Raw genomic sequence first — 13,265 nt, forward strand, 5'->3', positions numbered from 1 at the left:
GTTTTGTCGCTTACACACACAGGTTCGGCGATTTTTTTCTGTTTCCTTCTATAAAATTACTTCTATACATAAAAAGGGGCTGTCCCGTCGATAATATCGACTTATGGGACAGCCCCTTTGCGTACGTAACTAGCATCACTTAGAGGGAACTCCCAGCTCCCGTTTTAGTCCTGCAAACGTGATGTCTTTCAGATTAGATGTGTAAAAATCCGCTCCTGACAGCAATTCGGGTGATCCTACTGCCACCACTCTCATGCCAGCTGCACGGGCGGCATCAATTCCAGCTTGTGCATCCTCAAATACGACACACGATTCTGGTGCAACGCCCATTTTTTCAGCACCCTTTAAAAACACTTCCGGGTCCGGCTTCGCTTTTTGCAGATCATTCCCGTCGACAACTGCTGTAAACATAGAACCAATTCCGGTTCCGTCAAGAATAACAGATGCGTTCCGGCTAGCGGAACCTAAAGCAAAAGGGACCTTAAAGGTTTGCAGCTCTCTCAAAAACCCGCGGACGCCGGGAAGCAAATCTTCTTCCGTCAATCCTTGAATCGACTTTAAATAGGCTTCGTTCTTTTTCGCAGCAAGTTCCTGCTTTTCTGCCTCAGACTTCTCTACTCCACCGGTTTCCAATAGAATTCGCAGAGATTCCTCCCGGCTGACCCCTTTCAACCGTTCATTATCTTCGCGTTTAAACTCGAACCCCATGTCCGTTGCAAGGTTTCTCCAAGCTTCGTAATGATGCTCGGCAGTGTCAATCAGTACACCATCAAGATCAAAAATAACTGCTTCAATCTGCTTCATAAATAGCCTCCTAGAATGAGTAGTATGGGGAAATCATGACGTAGACAACGACTCCCGTGAAGCTTACGTAAAGCCAGAGCGGCATTGTCCAGCGGACCCATTTGCGATGGACCGCCCTCATGTCCTTTATACCCGTAAAAAAGCTCATTAAAGCAAGAGGTACAATAACGGCTGCCAAAATAATGTGTGTAATTAAAATAAAATAATAAATTCCTGCAAGCAGTCCATCGCCTCCATAAGGCGTGGACTCCGCCATAAAATGGAAAATAACGTAGGAAACGAGAAAGACGGATGTTGTAGAAAATGCAGCGTAAATAAATCGCTGATGAAGCGTTATTTTCCGTTTAAGTATGGCGAGCAAGGCACTAAGTAAAAATACAAATGTAAACGAATTTAACACAGCATTCAGAAGCGGAAGCCCTTGGACCCATACCGGCAGAGTTCCTGCATAGCCAGGCATGGCGGATAGTGCAACAATCAGTACGTTGACAATGATCGTAATAATGATCACGGTGCGGATATGATGTTTTTTTACTATTTCCCATAGCTTTTTCACTGTATGTGTCCTCCATTGTACTCGCCGCTGGGCCTGCGGCATACTCCTTCATCAGTATACCGCAGGCCCAGCCGTTGGAACAATTAAAGTTTTTCAGGTTTTGTTTCGTTCATTTTCTCATTTCGCATACTTTGCCGGATTTTTTCTTCCAGCGATTTTAACTCTTCTTTATTCGCTTCCTTACCAAACACTTTTCGCTGCTCTTTTGCGATCAGTTTAAGCAGAAGCTTTTTTTCTTTTAAGCTAAGAAGCACGACGACGCCTCCTTTTTGATTGATCCACTATATACATAACATAGAATAAAACGGCCATGCCCCCCATAAGCCCTGAGGAAAGATAAAAAACAGATGTAATACCAAATGTACCCGCTGCCAAGCCGCCGATAACAGGTCCAGCTACATTTCCGAGAAAACGAAAACTTTGATTGTATCCAAGCACTTCTCCCTGCAGCTCAAGCGGCGCTGCCTGCCGAATGTAAGCAGTCACACATGGGATAATGCCACCTATTGCAATTCCAAATAAAAACCTTAAGACAATCAGCTGCCACAGGTCCGTGATAAATGCCTGAGGGAGAAACGTTACGGCGGCCGCGATGAGACAAATCAGCAGAATTTTATCGTGACCAAACCGATCCCCTTGTATACCCCATACTCGTGAAGCGATCAGGTTCCCAAGGCCTGTTACAGAGAAAGCAAGCCCACCGAGAAGAGCGGCGTTTTCAGGTTCGGTAAACATGCTTACATAAAGTGCAAGCTGAGGCTGAATGCTGAAATTAGCCGTTTGCACCGCGAACGAGAGCACCATGACCATAACGAGCATTCGGCTTCTTAGGATCATTTTGATCACATCAAGCATACTCATGGACTGGTATTTCGCACTTTTTTCGGGTGCTTTTTGTTCGTGTACACCGCCCAATACGAGCAGCGTCGCACAGGCAATGACGATGGAGGTAATGATGAATGTATACGAAAAACCGACCGAGTCCGCAAGCAGTCCCCCTATTACAGGCCCAAATAGACTGCCTGATACTGTTCCCATCTGAAGCGTCCCCAGCACCTTTCCGGCTTCCTCGCGATTTGTCTGAGCTGAAATCAGCGCCATCGAAGTAGGGATAAAGCCGGTCACCAATCCCATAAACGCCCTCAGCAAAAATAGTTCCCAAACACTGGAAACATAGCCCATTAAAAACAGCGATCCGGCGACTCCTAAGCCGGTCATGACCAGAATTGGCTTCCTGCCAAATCGATCACCAAAGCGTCCCCATAGAGGAGAAACAAAAAATGCAATGAGAAATGTAATGCCGAAGATAAATCCGGCCCAGCGCTGAACAAATGCATCGGAATAGGTTCCGAATGTCTCTAAATAGAGTGCCAGAAACGGAAGAACCATCGTTGCACTGGCAGCAATGAAAAAGTTAGCTGTCCACATAACTACTAGATTTTTATTCAACTGGTTCATTTGGAACCTTCCTTCATGAAGCAATACGAATAGTAGGACGCCTGTAAACAGAAGCCCGTAACGCTAGTATACACATTATTTCGTGTCACGTAATATATAACGAAAAAAAACGGCCTCCGCCGTTAATTTTCCAAGAACTGCTTCAGTTCCGTCTCCCGTTGGTGCATTAAGTCATATCCATGGCGATACAGCTTTTCCAGCCGCTTTTTATTTCGGTCCGTTCTCGTCACGCTGCTGAGATTTTCCGGTCTTATAACAAAGGCTGTACCGTCCTGCTCCATTTGCTGCACTTGGTCAAGCTGATCATTATAGCAGCGATACCTGTTTTCGACAATTTGGATCAGTCCGGGAAACTCTCTGTATTTTCGTCTGAAGTACCACATTCCCCGCTTAGCAGGCTGTTTGCGATAGCCTGCTGACTGCGTCAGCACAACAATATGCTTTTTGTTTCCTGCCTCAAGCGATTTTTGCAGCGGAATTGGATCACTGATTCCGCCGTCCATCAGCATGCGCCCTTCAAACGGCACCGGTTTTGCCACGAGCGGCAGGGATGAGGAAGCACGCAGCAGCAAATTAAAATTACGCCCTGCCTCCGACTTCTCATAGTAAATGGTTTCACCAGTTATACAGTCCGTGACGCCAACATAAAACCTCTGGGGCGATGAAAAAAACTGCTGATAGTGAAACGGTTGTTCGATATTTGGAATCGTATCGAAGATTAAATCCATATTGAACAATTCGCCCTGGCGCAGAAGCCGCTTAAAGGAAATGTATTCCGGATGGTCCGCGTAGCCAATCGTGACTTCTCTGTTCCTGCCGGGCTGGCCCGATATGTAAGAAGCCGCATTGCAAGCACCAGCAGAAACACCTACGATAAAAGGCAGCTGAATATTTGATTCAAGCAGGTATTCAAGTACTCCGCTCGTAAAGACGCCTCGCATCCCGCCGCCTTCGAGCACTAATCCCGTCTGATTCACGTTTTCATCTCCCTTCTGCTGGCATTTTATAGTATTGTATCGAAGTTCATGGAAGCCTGCAACTAGCGGCTGTCCTCTTCATGACCAGACCGTTCTTCCGTGTAATACATTAACGCCAGCGCCCCAGGTCCAGTATGCGTACTGATGATCGGTGTCGTATCGACAATCGGAAACGACTTTGGCACATCCAGCCCGGATAACGACTGCTTCAGGTCCCCTGCAAGCTTCTCCGCTCCTGCCTGAGCAATGCCAATTCCTTTAATCGACGCATGTTGACAGTCTTGTTCCAGCTGCTGTTTCATCTGTTTAATCATTTGACTGTAGGTTCTCACTTTTGATACTGGCGTGTAAACACCGTCCTGCAGGGAAGCAATCGGCTTAATTTTTAGAAGAGATCCTACCAGCGCTCTTCCCCTGCCGATTCGTCCGCCTTTAACTAAATATTCAAGTGTATCTACCATAATGTAAAGGGAAGTCCGTTTGCGGACCTGTTCCAGCCGGTCCAGAATTTCCTCTACCCCATTCTCTTTTTCAGCCAGTTCTGCCGCTTCTTTCACCTGAAAGCTTAAGGCGATCGAAATAAATGCAGAGTCAACTGTATGAACGGTTGTATTTGTCATTTCAGCTGCCTGAACCGCGCTCTGATAAGTACCTGACATACCTGAGGACATATGTATTGAAATAACTTCGCTGCCGTCTGCCCCAAGTTCATCATATATACGCTTAAATTCTCCAGCTGCAGGTTGAGAGCTTTTAGGTATGTCATCGGACTGCTTCAGCTTTTGCAGAAACTCTTTAGCCGTGATATCAACCCCGTCCTGATACGATTTACCATCAATCGTTACTGTAAGCGGGACAACTGTCACCGAGAGCGTTTTCATTTCATCAGCAGGCAAATCAACTGTCGAGTCTGTCACAATCTTTACTTTAGTCATATCTATTCCCCTTTCTCCCTTTCTCTGTCTCGTTAAAGGATACTATATATTCTTGTTGCTGTTAAGTAATGACATATCTCATATGCTTACAGAGAAACTCCATATAGAATGTACGCCTCAGACGTCTGATATGATAAAATGAAATCTGCCGTAAAAGGAGGATGGTTATGACCAAACAATACAACGCTCCCTTCATTTCAGTTGAGGGACCTATCGGCGCCGGAAAAACATCACTCGCGACGATGCTCAGCCGCCATTATGACTATCATCTTCTTCAGGAGATTGTAGACGAAAATCCATTTCTGTCGAAGTTTTATGATGATATTGAAGAATGGAGCTTCCAGACAGAAATGTTTTTTCTTTGCAACCGGTTCAAGCAGTTAGAAGAGCTGTATTCAGAAAAGCTTGTTCGAGGCTATCCCGTTGTCAGCGACTATCACATTTTCAAAAATCACTTGTTTGCCAGACAGACGCTTCGGAATGATCACTTGGAAAAATACGAACGTATCTTTCATATTTTAACAGATGACCTTCCGAGACCTAACGTCATTGTGTATATTCGGGCCAGTCTGGATACGCTGCTTGCGCGCATCGAAAAACGCGGCAGAGCAATGGAACAGGCGATGGATCCTTCCTACCTCGAACAGCTTTCAGCAGATTATGATCAGTTTATGCGCGACCATCAGCGCGTTTATCCGGAAATACCAGTGATCACATTGGAAGGAGACACGCTTGATTTCGTTTCAAGACCTCATGACTTTAAACGAATTCTCGGCTTGGTTGATGAAGCGGTGCAAAAAAAGCAGGCATTATTTTAAATACTGAATGTAAAGGATGTTACATAATGAACCCTATCCCTCACCAGCTCAGCAGCCGTTCCCTAATCACGCTCGCCGGAACAGTCGGTGCCGGTAAATCCACGTTAACCAGAACGCTTGCTGAAGCGCTGCAGTTTACCCCTGCATTTGAAAAAGTAGACGGGAATCCGTATTTGGAAGATTACTATGCTGACTTCAAGAAATGGTCATTTCATCTGCAAATGTATTTTCTTGCAGAACGATTCAAGCAGCAAAAGGCGATGCATGAAGAAGGTCTCGGGTATGTTCAAGATCGAAGCATTTATGAGGACGTTGGGATTTTCGCAAAGCTTCAATATGATCAAGGCAATATGTCAGATCGTGATTTTAATACGTACCAGTCACTTTTTGAAGCAATGGTGATGAACCCTTATTTTCCCAAGCCGGACGTACTCATCTACATCAACGGCTCTTTCGAAAGCATCATGCGCCGGATTGAAAGCAGAGGCCGGCAGATGGAAATTGATACACCGGTAACCTTTTGGGAGGATCTTTATACAAGGTATGAAACGTGGATCGAATCCTTTACAGAATGCCCGGTTCTTCATTTGGACATTGATTCCTATGACTGCAGCGATCCTGCCTCCGTTAAAGAGATTATAACGGCACTTGAAGAGCTCCAATCTGCTCCAGCCGGAAAACACCTGCTGCTGAAAGGATCCTAATCTCTTTTTAGTGCTTCACCGCCCCTTGTTCATTGACGTGAAATCAATGGTCTGGCACTGGATCACACCAAGTTTCCATCATTCCAAAGACTTATGCCCAATTGATTCACTCGAATACTAAATCCGTTAACAGACGAAAGTACCGCATCGCTTAATTGCGAGCGGTACTTTTCAGTGTATTAATGAAATAATTATTAGATAGGTAACCTTGCATCTGCCTGTATCTGCGACACTAGCTTTTCGGAAGAACCGGGCACAGGTCTCCCTCCTGCTGTCCGCCGGATCTTCGCTTCGTTTTGAAACGAGGTCTTCCGAATTCGGAACTTGACAGTGCGATTCAAGTGCCTGATGATACGAGTCAAGATCTGGTTCAAGACGGATGAAACCTGCCTTATCCGACATTTCGATGACAAAAAAGGATGCCACTTCGATGCATTGCCCTTGCAAGCAGAAGCGCACTCCTCTCTGCTTGTCGTGACGTTTTACTCCAAAGTGCGGAGCCGGACCGGCGCTTGAAGGCTTCTTTTGAGAAGCCTGTGTCCAAGTAAAGCCGCGCCATTCTAACGTGCCTTTTTTTATTCATACAGGAGTCACCCTGAGAATCAGCTGAAGGCAAGCGAAGCCCAGCAGGGGGACGCATGTCATTCGTCAGCCAGCTTCCTCTTCCATGCTCAGCCGCTTGAGGCGTTTCTTATAAACAAACTTTGACAAACTGATGCTTACTTCATATAAAAAGATGAGCGGAATGATGACAAGCACATCAGACAAGAAGTCCGGCGGCGATACAAGAACGCTCACAATCACGATGACAAAATAGGCGTACTTCCGATTGCGATGCATTCCCTCCGGCGTTATTGCGCCTATCGACGTTAAAAACATGACAACGAGAGGCATTTCAAACAGGACACTAAAGGGCACCGTCATTCGCAGCACAAACTGGAAATACCGGTCTGCTGTAAACATTGTTTCAAACGTACCCGCTCCAAGCGTCAACAAGAAGTTGAGTACAATCGGCAGGACAGCAAAATAGCCAAACGCTAATCCTCCTGCAAACAGGAAAAGAGAGGCTGGAATATATGTGATGGAAGCCTTTTGCTCTTCCGGCGTCAATCCCGGCTTTACAAAAAGCCAAATTTGAAAAATAATAAATGGTACGGTAACCGTTAATGCCGCAACAGCAGCAATGCTGAAATAAATTAAAATAATGTCAAGTGGACCGAGTACGGCAAGCGCCATATCCAAATCCTGCGTGAGCCAATTGTAAATATCCTGTACGAATACAAAGGCGGTCGCAAAGCTGATGAAAAAAACGGCAATGATCATAATTAGCCGTTTACGCAGCTCATCCAGATGGCCGACAATGTCCATTTCTTGTTGAGGCATGACAATCTTTCCTTCCGGTCGCTTTAAAAATTAGGTTCAGCGTAAATGCCGTTGCAAAAGAAAGCCTGCTCGAGCACTGGACTCAAGCAGGCATCCATTTTATAATCCTTACTGCTTCTTCCGCTCTGCCTCATCATCATCCTGCGTCAGATCTTTTGTGGAATTGCGGAATTCTTTCAACGTTTGCCCCATCGCTTTGCCGATCTCAGGCAGTTTCTTTGGTCCAAAAATAACCAAGGCTATCACTAAAATCAAAATCAAGCCTGGAATTCCAATACCGCTCAGCATTATTACCCCTCCTCAATCCTGAAGGACATCATAAATGTAACTGGGCATATCATAACACATCCCGGTATGTTCTGCCAGCTCCCGAAGCTATGGTTTTATGACAAACTCGTGGCGGATTTCCGGCTCTCCTGAAGTGCTTCGCTCAACAAACTGGCAGCTGCCTTCACGGTCTATGAGTACGACGGTTGAACAGCGTGTACCGTATTCCGGCATGTCGATAAATGCAGACGATAATTGACGCTCCAGTTCCACTCCAACGCCCGTATCCGGCAGAAGCTCGTCCGGAAAGGGGTCCCTTCTCGCGAGTACGCTGAATAAATAGTTGATTAGCGATTCTTCTCGTTGTGTTTTCGCTTCGATAAGATCATGCCGAAGCTGCTCCGTTTTCGGCCAGCTTGTATATAAATCTGCATTTGAAAGACTGTATATCCCCGGCTCAAGCAGACGCGGGAAATGCTCTTTATTGTTAACATAATGGAGTGTGTCGGTTGTACCGTAAAGAAGATTAAATCCATCCGCCTCATATCGTTTGGCCAGGTAGTCATTAAAATTCTCGTTATTTACCCAGGCCGGAACCAGTTTTCCTCTGGAAAATGCAGGCTTCGGGACGGGGTCGCCTCGCCTTATATTTGTCACCGCCGCAAAACGTCCCTCCCGATTAATACCGAGCCACGTTCCACCTTGCAGTTTATCTTTACCGGCAAGCATGCCGCTTTCACGAAAGAATGGTCTCGCAGTTGGCCTGCTCTTGAATTCATCCCGGTTTGCAGCTAGCACCAGCCGGTAATCCGGGTGCGCTTCATACATAACTCCGATGATACACAATGCTCTCACCCTCCGTTCATACATTATACTCCCCTGCCAGAGGCTGAGACATACTAAGACTGCAGACCAGTGCCGCTGTTTCATTGTCTCTGTATAATGGGAAGAGTATAATAGTAACTGAAACCAATTATCAGCTTATCCGTATGAAATAGCAAGAATACCCACTTTATGAGCGGAGGGATCGCATGGCAGAACAAGAGCAGAACCAAACGAACGGGAATGACAGCCTTCAGCCGGAGACAGAGGGCTATGCAGATAAACTGCGTAATAAGAAAGACATTGATGAAATTTTGAATTCTATTGGATCACTTGGTGTGAAGGAGCAGGAAAAAGCAGGGGAATCTCTGGAGGCTTTAAAGCGTCCCGTAAGCGATATGATGAACGATCCAAACCATAATCTTCCAGGGCAACTTTCAAAGCTGAAAGAAGTCGTTGCGGAATTAGAGCCTGATTATTTGCAGCAGGGAAAGCTGAAGCAGTTTCTAGCAAAAATGGTACGGCGAAGTCCCCTGGAGCGCTATGCTCAAAAATATCAGTCGATTGAGTCAGAGGTTAATACCATTATCGAAGCGCTGCTGCACGGTAAAGACAAGCTTCAGGAAGATACCGTTATGCTTCACCAGTTAAAGGATGTTGCCAGGGAACGGATTATAGGGCTGAATGAGCAAATTGAGGTTGGTAAGCAGTTAAATGGAATGCTCGATGAAGAACTGCAGAAACCGGAATGGCAGGACGACCCGACCCCGGTGCAAAAAGGACAGCAGAAAGTGCTGTCACGTGTTAAAAACATGCAGCAAGCCGTACTCGTTCTACAGCAGTCACTTGCTTCTGTCGATATTATAGTCGAAAACAACGACAAGCTGGAAGAAGCGATTTTTAATTCCATTACAATGACGAAAAACATCATTACGGTTACCGCATCAATTCAGCTCGCACTAAGCAATCAGCGTCAGGTGATCGATGCTGTACAGAATGTGAACCGGTCAACAGAACAAATGCTGCTATCAAATGCTGAGCTTCTAAAATCCAATACAGAGCAGACGCTCAAGACGCTGGAAGAGCCGGCGATCGCTTTGGAGACGTTCAAGAAAGCATATGAAGACGTATATGCCGCCATCGAAATGACTGAACAGTCCAACACAAGAATCATTGAATCCAGCAGAAAGTTCATCTCTGAAATGGATGATTTAAATCAGCAGATGGAACGTAAACTGCTCGAATAGGAGGGATCTCAATTGGCAGCGCTGAACTGGAAAGACAAACTGCTCGAGCAGAACTGGCTTCTTCCGTTTCTGCCTAACTATATGAAGCCGCTGCAGGAGCCTGCTCTGGAGAATGTGCAGACGAAGGAATTTGTCTATGAAGCAGAAGAATTTATTTCAGATCTCGCTGCCCTTTCTGAGCTTCCGAGACTGAACAAAACGTTTAAGCGGAGTATTCAGGGCTTTACGTACAAGATAAAAATAAAGCCTAAAAAGATACATGTAGAGATGCTGGATACGCATAAGTCTGCGTCCACGATCAAAAAACGAGTATTTATTACTATTCATCGTGCTCATGTTCGTCAAGAGCATGGTATGGGAAAAGTGCTGGACTCCACCATCTACTATCAAAAAAACGGACGTACCATAGTGAGAAGCGTCAGACGGCATTCGACGTTTCAATCTGTTTTTTATCACCTGCATCGTCTGGACACCTCGGTAAGCGGGCATCAGCTGGATGCACTGCCTGCTTCAGCCAGCGCATCACTGGAGGCGTCTTCGCCTGTTCCAGCTCCAGATCAGGAAGCAAAGCTGCTTACTGCAGCGCTGAATGATCTTCATAATTTGTCCAAATCCATGCCGTTCGCTGGACAAGTGACGGCTGTTTATGAAGCCATGTCACGTGCAGAAGAAGAATATCAGCTTCTAAATATTGAAGAAAAGCATCAAATAAAACGGATGATTCATCACGATATGCCTAATCTCGTGCATACGTATGAATCTTTAACTGCAGAACAGCGGCAGGAGCTGCTTCCACGCGTAGAACAATCTTTATCAAATATGCATGCGTTTATTTCTGGTATAGCCGACGATTTACAACGGACCCGGGTGGACAGAATGAACCACCTGCTGCAGCTTAACGATCTGCGCTACAGTAAAGATCAGCTGCCTGACGAAGGAACGTCGTCTCTAATGAAAAAACACCAGCGCCAGTTGAAAGATTAACAATGCCGCCGCCGCAAGCTTCCATCATTCCTGCGGCGGTTTTCATATGCAACAATTATAAATGAAAGCAACGTTACTTGACGTATTCATACAGGTGCTGATACCCCTCTGTCATAACGATAACCAGCGCCAAAATGTATTTTCGGTTTCGTTCAATTGTTTTTCGGCTCATATCGACAATTTCCATGAGTTGATTCATTGGCAGCCGCTTTTTTGTATAAATTTTGTTTAAAACTGCTTTATGCTCATAAATCCGTTTTGCCACTCGCACCATATTTTGACGGGCGTCGCAGTGAAGCGGACGCTGTTCCGCTACCTCGCTTAGAGAAACATGAAACAGTGCCAGCTTTTCTTCAAGCATAAGCAGCTCTTCCTTCCGTGCCTCATTTTCAATCTTTTGACGATAGCGGTTAAGTGAAACAATTACTTCAGCCGCATTCTCAAGCGACTCTTTCTGTTCATCACGGTAGTCCAGTGACACAGCTTGAACGCGTCTTTGCTCTCTTCTGATATAATCAATAATGCGTCGTTTAATGACGAGCCTCGCAAATGCAAGGAACGAGGTCCCCTTGTTAGGTTCAAACTGATGCAGCGCTTCTCTGAAAGCAAGCAGTCCTATACTGAATTCCTCATCGGTTCCGGGGTGAATAAATCGTTTACAAACACCTGAAACAGTTTTACGGATAAACGGATAATAATTCGTAATACATTCATTTTCTTCCTCTATGTTGCCCGCCTGTACGCTGATGATCGATTGATGCAGCGAGGTCGGACTTGCTTCGGTAAGGCTCTTTAGCATGATGACACCTCATTATCAAATAGAATAACTTCCCCCGCCTTTTCATCTGGGGCATCTTTCATGTTACAGGCTCCTGCGCGATGGTACAGGTGACATTTAACCTATATATGATTTACAATTCGATGATAGGAATTTACACGAATGTGACACAGCAGTTCCAGATTCGTAAATAAGAGGCTGAGCACGTTTGTTTTGTAACAAAACATCCATTTAGTTACATTTTATGCTCGAATGTGCCTGGTCTATATGATTCAATCACTCTGTTTGTCGCAGGTGCTGCGGCGTGATACACTAGTTTTGCAAACGTATTTTTTCGGATAATCAGATACTAACTTGAACGTATTTTATTTTGAATGAGGGATTATCATGAACCGGATGGAAGCAACACGACACATTGGTAAAATTGTAAGCGTCGATCACGGTCCCGGCGGTAAATACGCAGCTCGTCTTCATGACGTTGCTGCACTGCCTAAAAAGCCGTGGACTGGTCACATTGAAGTGCTAGGTGTTTTGGAAGCGCCTGTACTGGATGAACAGGGAGCGTCCCTGCGCCCTCTTGTATACGAGAAGAATGAGAAAGCAGAAGTCCCGGGCCGTATGATCGCACCTGTTGGAGAAACCTTTGACCAATCATACAGCGATTCATACAGCAGTGCTCTAAAAAAAATGTGGGATGAAGCAAGAGAACAGTCTATGGAAGCTGAACAGTGGATGAACAGCGTTCAACGGGAATTAAAGCAGTGGCGTCGAGAGGACGTGCTTGAGGAACAAGAGTACATTTATTATGTTCTTCGGTATAAGGCAAAGAAAATGTACCTTGTGGATCAGCGGAGAGGGGAAGAAATGCTGCTCGAAGGCTGTCCCTTCGAATTTGAAGTAAAAAAAGGTCAGGAGTGGGTACGGGCGGTTTATGCTGGCAGAAGGTCATTTCGAACGCATGACGAAGACATCCTTCAAGCTTCGGAAGGGACTGAGCTCCGTCTCGCCAAAGATCAGTTCGATCCTTATCAAATGCTGCTTCGCGAATTGGATGAAGCCTCAGAGAAAACGCTCGTTCATATGTTAAAACAGGCAGGTTTATCGCATGATGATTGTATTTACTGTCACAATTCACTGCTCGTACAAATGCTGGAGAATCCCGGCGAAAGCGATTTGAACGGGGTTAATTTTATAAGTTTTCAAGAACATACGACGCAGTTTATGGTCCAGCATCATTATCGCAGAAAGCTTCACGATGACCGTGCTGATGAGGTATTCGATCGATTTGAAATTACGTCTGATGACGGCAGACGCTCGATCTCTGTATATTCATCGCATGCACCGGCGTAGAAATCTCATTTTTAGACGCTTCCACTGTTTTCTATATGCACGGTCTAAAAAAAAGGCTGGGACAAAACCAGCATCAACAGAAGCCCTTACCATTTTTGGTGAGGGCTTTCTGTATGAGGGGGTTGATCCTTCCAATGCCAATCGCTTACCGCGGGCAAGGCTTCAGCTAACCGCCGCAAAAA

At 45.5% G+C, this 13,265-nt stretch carries 15 protein-coding genes; 5 read left to right on the plus strand and 10 right to left on the minus strand.

The annotated features are described in order from the left end of the window. Positions 1 to 135: 135 nt before the first annotated feature. The 6 genes from pgmB to ACSZLD_RS16650 form a co-directional block, all read right to left on the minus strand. A complete protein-coding gene (gene pgmB, locus ACSZLD_RS16625) occupies positions 136 to 804 on the minus strand; it encodes a beta-phosphoglucomutase (protein ID WP_377908464.1) in 669 nt (222 codons plus the stop codon). 10 nt (positions 805 to 814) lie between these two features. Beyond that, positions 815 to 1,360, minus strand: coding sequence for a DUF420 domain-containing protein (locus tag ACSZLD_RS16630; protein ID WP_444685847.1), 546 nt, complete (start codon positions 1,358 to 1,360; stop codon positions 815 to 817). An 83-nt stretch (positions 1,361 to 1,443) separates the two neighbouring features. Beyond that, a complete protein-coding gene (locus ACSZLD_RS16635) occupies positions 1,444 to 1,614 on the minus strand; it encodes a hypothetical protein (protein WP_377908466.1) in 171 nt (56 codons plus the stop codon). Then, positions 1,604 to 2,818, minus strand: a complete 1,215-nt coding sequence (locus ACSZLD_RS16640) for an MFS transporter (RefSeq protein ID WP_377908467.1) — start codon at positions 2,816 to 2,818, stop codon at positions 1,604 to 1,606. Before ACSZLD_RS16640 ends, ACSZLD_RS16635 begins: the two co-directional genes overlap by 11 nt. 122 nt (positions 2,819 to 2,940) lie before the next feature. Beyond that, the gene (locus ACSZLD_RS16645; protein WP_377908468.1) at positions 2,941 to 3,795 is read right to left on the minus strand and encodes a patatin-like phospholipase family protein; all 855 of its coding nucleotides are present in this window, start codon (positions 3,793 to 3,795) and stop codon (positions 2,941 to 2,943) included. A gap of 62 nt (positions 3,796 to 3,857) precedes the next feature. Further along, the gene (locus ACSZLD_RS16650) at positions 3,858 to 4,730 is read right to left on the minus strand and encodes a DegV family protein (protein WP_444685848.1); all 873 of its coding nucleotides are present in this window, start codon (positions 4,728 to 4,730) and stop codon (positions 3,858 to 3,860) included. A 167-nt stretch (positions 4,731 to 4,897) separates the two neighbouring features. Between ACSZLD_RS16650 and ACSZLD_RS16655 the strand changes: the two genes are divergently transcribed. Together ACSZLD_RS16655 and ACSZLD_RS16660 are read left to right on the plus strand one after the other, a co-directional pair. Continuing rightward, the gene (locus ACSZLD_RS16655) at positions 4,898 to 5,548 is read left to right on the plus strand and encodes a deoxynucleoside kinase (RefSeq protein WP_444685849.1); all 651 of its coding nucleotides are present in this window, start codon (positions 4,898 to 4,900) and stop codon (positions 5,546 to 5,548) included. Between the two features lie 26 nt (positions 5,549 to 5,574). Continuing rightward, entirely contained in the window at positions 5,575 to 6,252 is a 678-nt protein-coding gene (locus ACSZLD_RS16660) for a deoxynucleoside kinase (RefSeq protein WP_377908471.1), read from the plus strand. Between the two features lie 648 nt (positions 6,253 to 6,900). Here the strand turns inward: ACSZLD_RS16660 and tatC are convergent. The 3 genes from tatC to ACSZLD_RS16675 all read right to left on the minus strand — a co-directional run bounded on the left by tatC (position 6,901) and on the right by ACSZLD_RS16675 (position 8,757). Beyond that, on the minus strand, positions 6,901 to 7,635 hold the full coding sequence (gene tatC / locus ACSZLD_RS16665) for a twin-arginine translocase subunit TatC (protein WP_444685850.1): 735 nt from the start codon (positions 7,633 to 7,635) through the stop codon (positions 6,901 to 6,903). Positions 7,636 to 7,743: 108 nt separating this feature from the next. Continuing rightward, positions 7,744 to 7,923 (minus strand): twin-arginine translocase TatA/TatE family subunit, encoded by a 180-nt coding sequence (locus ACSZLD_RS16670; RefSeq protein WP_377908473.1) that lies wholly within the window; start codon positions 7,921 to 7,923, stop codon positions 7,744 to 7,746. 87 nt (positions 7,924 to 8,010) lie between these two features. Continuing rightward, positions 8,011 to 8,757 (minus strand): NRDE family protein, encoded by a 747-nt coding sequence (locus tag ACSZLD_RS16675; RefSeq protein WP_377908474.1) that lies wholly within the window; start codon positions 8,755 to 8,757, stop codon positions 8,011 to 8,013. Between the two features lie 176 nt (positions 8,758 to 8,933). Here ACSZLD_RS16675 and ACSZLD_RS16680 point away from each other — a divergent pair, with 176 nt between their 5' ends. Beyond that, positions 8,934 to 9,971 carry a toxic anion resistance protein gene (locus ACSZLD_RS16680; RefSeq protein ID WP_377908475.1) on the plus strand — a complete coding sequence of 346 codons (1,038 nt, stop codon included), beginning with the start codon at positions 8,934 to 8,936 and terminating at the stop codon, positions 9,969 to 9,971. A 12-nt stretch (positions 9,972 to 9,983) separates the two neighbouring features. Then, positions 9,984 to 10,955 (plus strand): hypothetical protein, encoded by a 972-nt coding sequence (locus ACSZLD_RS16685; RefSeq protein ID WP_377908476.1) that lies wholly within the window; start codon positions 9,984 to 9,986, stop codon positions 10,953 to 10,955. A gap of 73 nt (positions 10,956 to 11,028) precedes the next feature. Here the strand turns inward: ACSZLD_RS16685 and sigI are convergent, their stop codons facing one another. Beyond that, positions 11,029 to 11,754, minus strand: coding sequence for an RNA polymerase sigma-I factor (sigI, locus tag ACSZLD_RS16690; RefSeq protein WP_377908477.1), 726 nt, complete (start codon positions 11,752 to 11,754; stop codon positions 11,029 to 11,031). Positions 11,755 to 12,120: 366 nt separating this feature from the next. On the opposite strand from sigI, the gene ACSZLD_RS16695 reads away from it, so the two are divergent. Then, the gene (locus tag ACSZLD_RS16695; protein ID WP_377908478.1) at positions 12,121 to 13,083 is read left to right on the plus strand and encodes a DUF2777 family protein; all 963 of its coding nucleotides are present in this window, start codon (positions 12,121 to 12,123) and stop codon (positions 13,081 to 13,083) included. Positions 13,084 to 13,265 lie beyond the last annotated feature (182 nt).

The organism is Alkalicoccus luteus, assembly GCF_052061695.1.
Classification (GTDB): Bacteria; Bacillota; Bacilli; order Bacillales; family Salisediminibacteriaceae; genus Alkalicoccus; species Alkalicoccus luteus.

Excerpts from the sequence above, each read along its gene's own strand:
- pgmB (WP_377908464.1), bottom strand. The coding sequence starts at position 804 with ATGAAGCAGATTGAAGCAGTTATTTTTGATCTTGATGGTGTACTGATT.
- ACSZLD_RS16640 (WP_377908467.1), bottom strand. The coding sequence starts at position 2,818 with ATGAACCAGTTGAATAAAAATCTAGTAGTTATGTGGACAGCTAACTTT.
- ACSZLD_RS16650 (WP_444685848.1), bottom strand. The coding sequence starts at position 4,730 with ATGACTAAAGTAAAGATTGTGACAGACTCGACAGTTGATTTGCCTGCT.
- ACSZLD_RS16655 (WP_444685849.1), top strand. The coding sequence starts at position 4,898 with ATGACCAAACAATACAACGCTCCCTTCATTTCAGTTGAGGGACCTATC.
- ACSZLD_RS16660 (WP_377908471.1), top strand. The coding sequence starts at position 5,575 with ATGAACCCTATCCCTCACCAGCTCAGCAGCCGTTCCCTAATCACGCTC.
- tatC (WP_444685850.1), bottom strand. The coding sequence starts at position 7,635 with ATGCCTCAACAAGAAATGGACATTGTCGGCCATCTGGATGAGCTGCGT.
- ACSZLD_RS16670 (WP_377908473.1), bottom strand. The coding sequence starts at position 7,923 with ATGCTGAGCGGTATTGGAATTCCAGGCTTGATTTTGATTTTAGTGATA.
- ACSZLD_RS16680 (WP_377908475.1), top strand. The coding sequence starts at position 8,934 with ATGGCAGAACAAGAGCAGAACCAAACGAACGGGAATGACAGCCTTCAG.
- sigI (WP_377908477.1), bottom strand. The coding sequence starts at position 11,754 with ATGCTAAAGAGCCTTACCGAAGCAAGTCCGACCTCGCTGCATCAATCG.
- ACSZLD_RS16695 (WP_377908478.1), top strand. The coding sequence starts at position 12,121 with ATGAACCGGATGGAAGCAACACGACACATTGGTAAAATTGTAAGCGTC.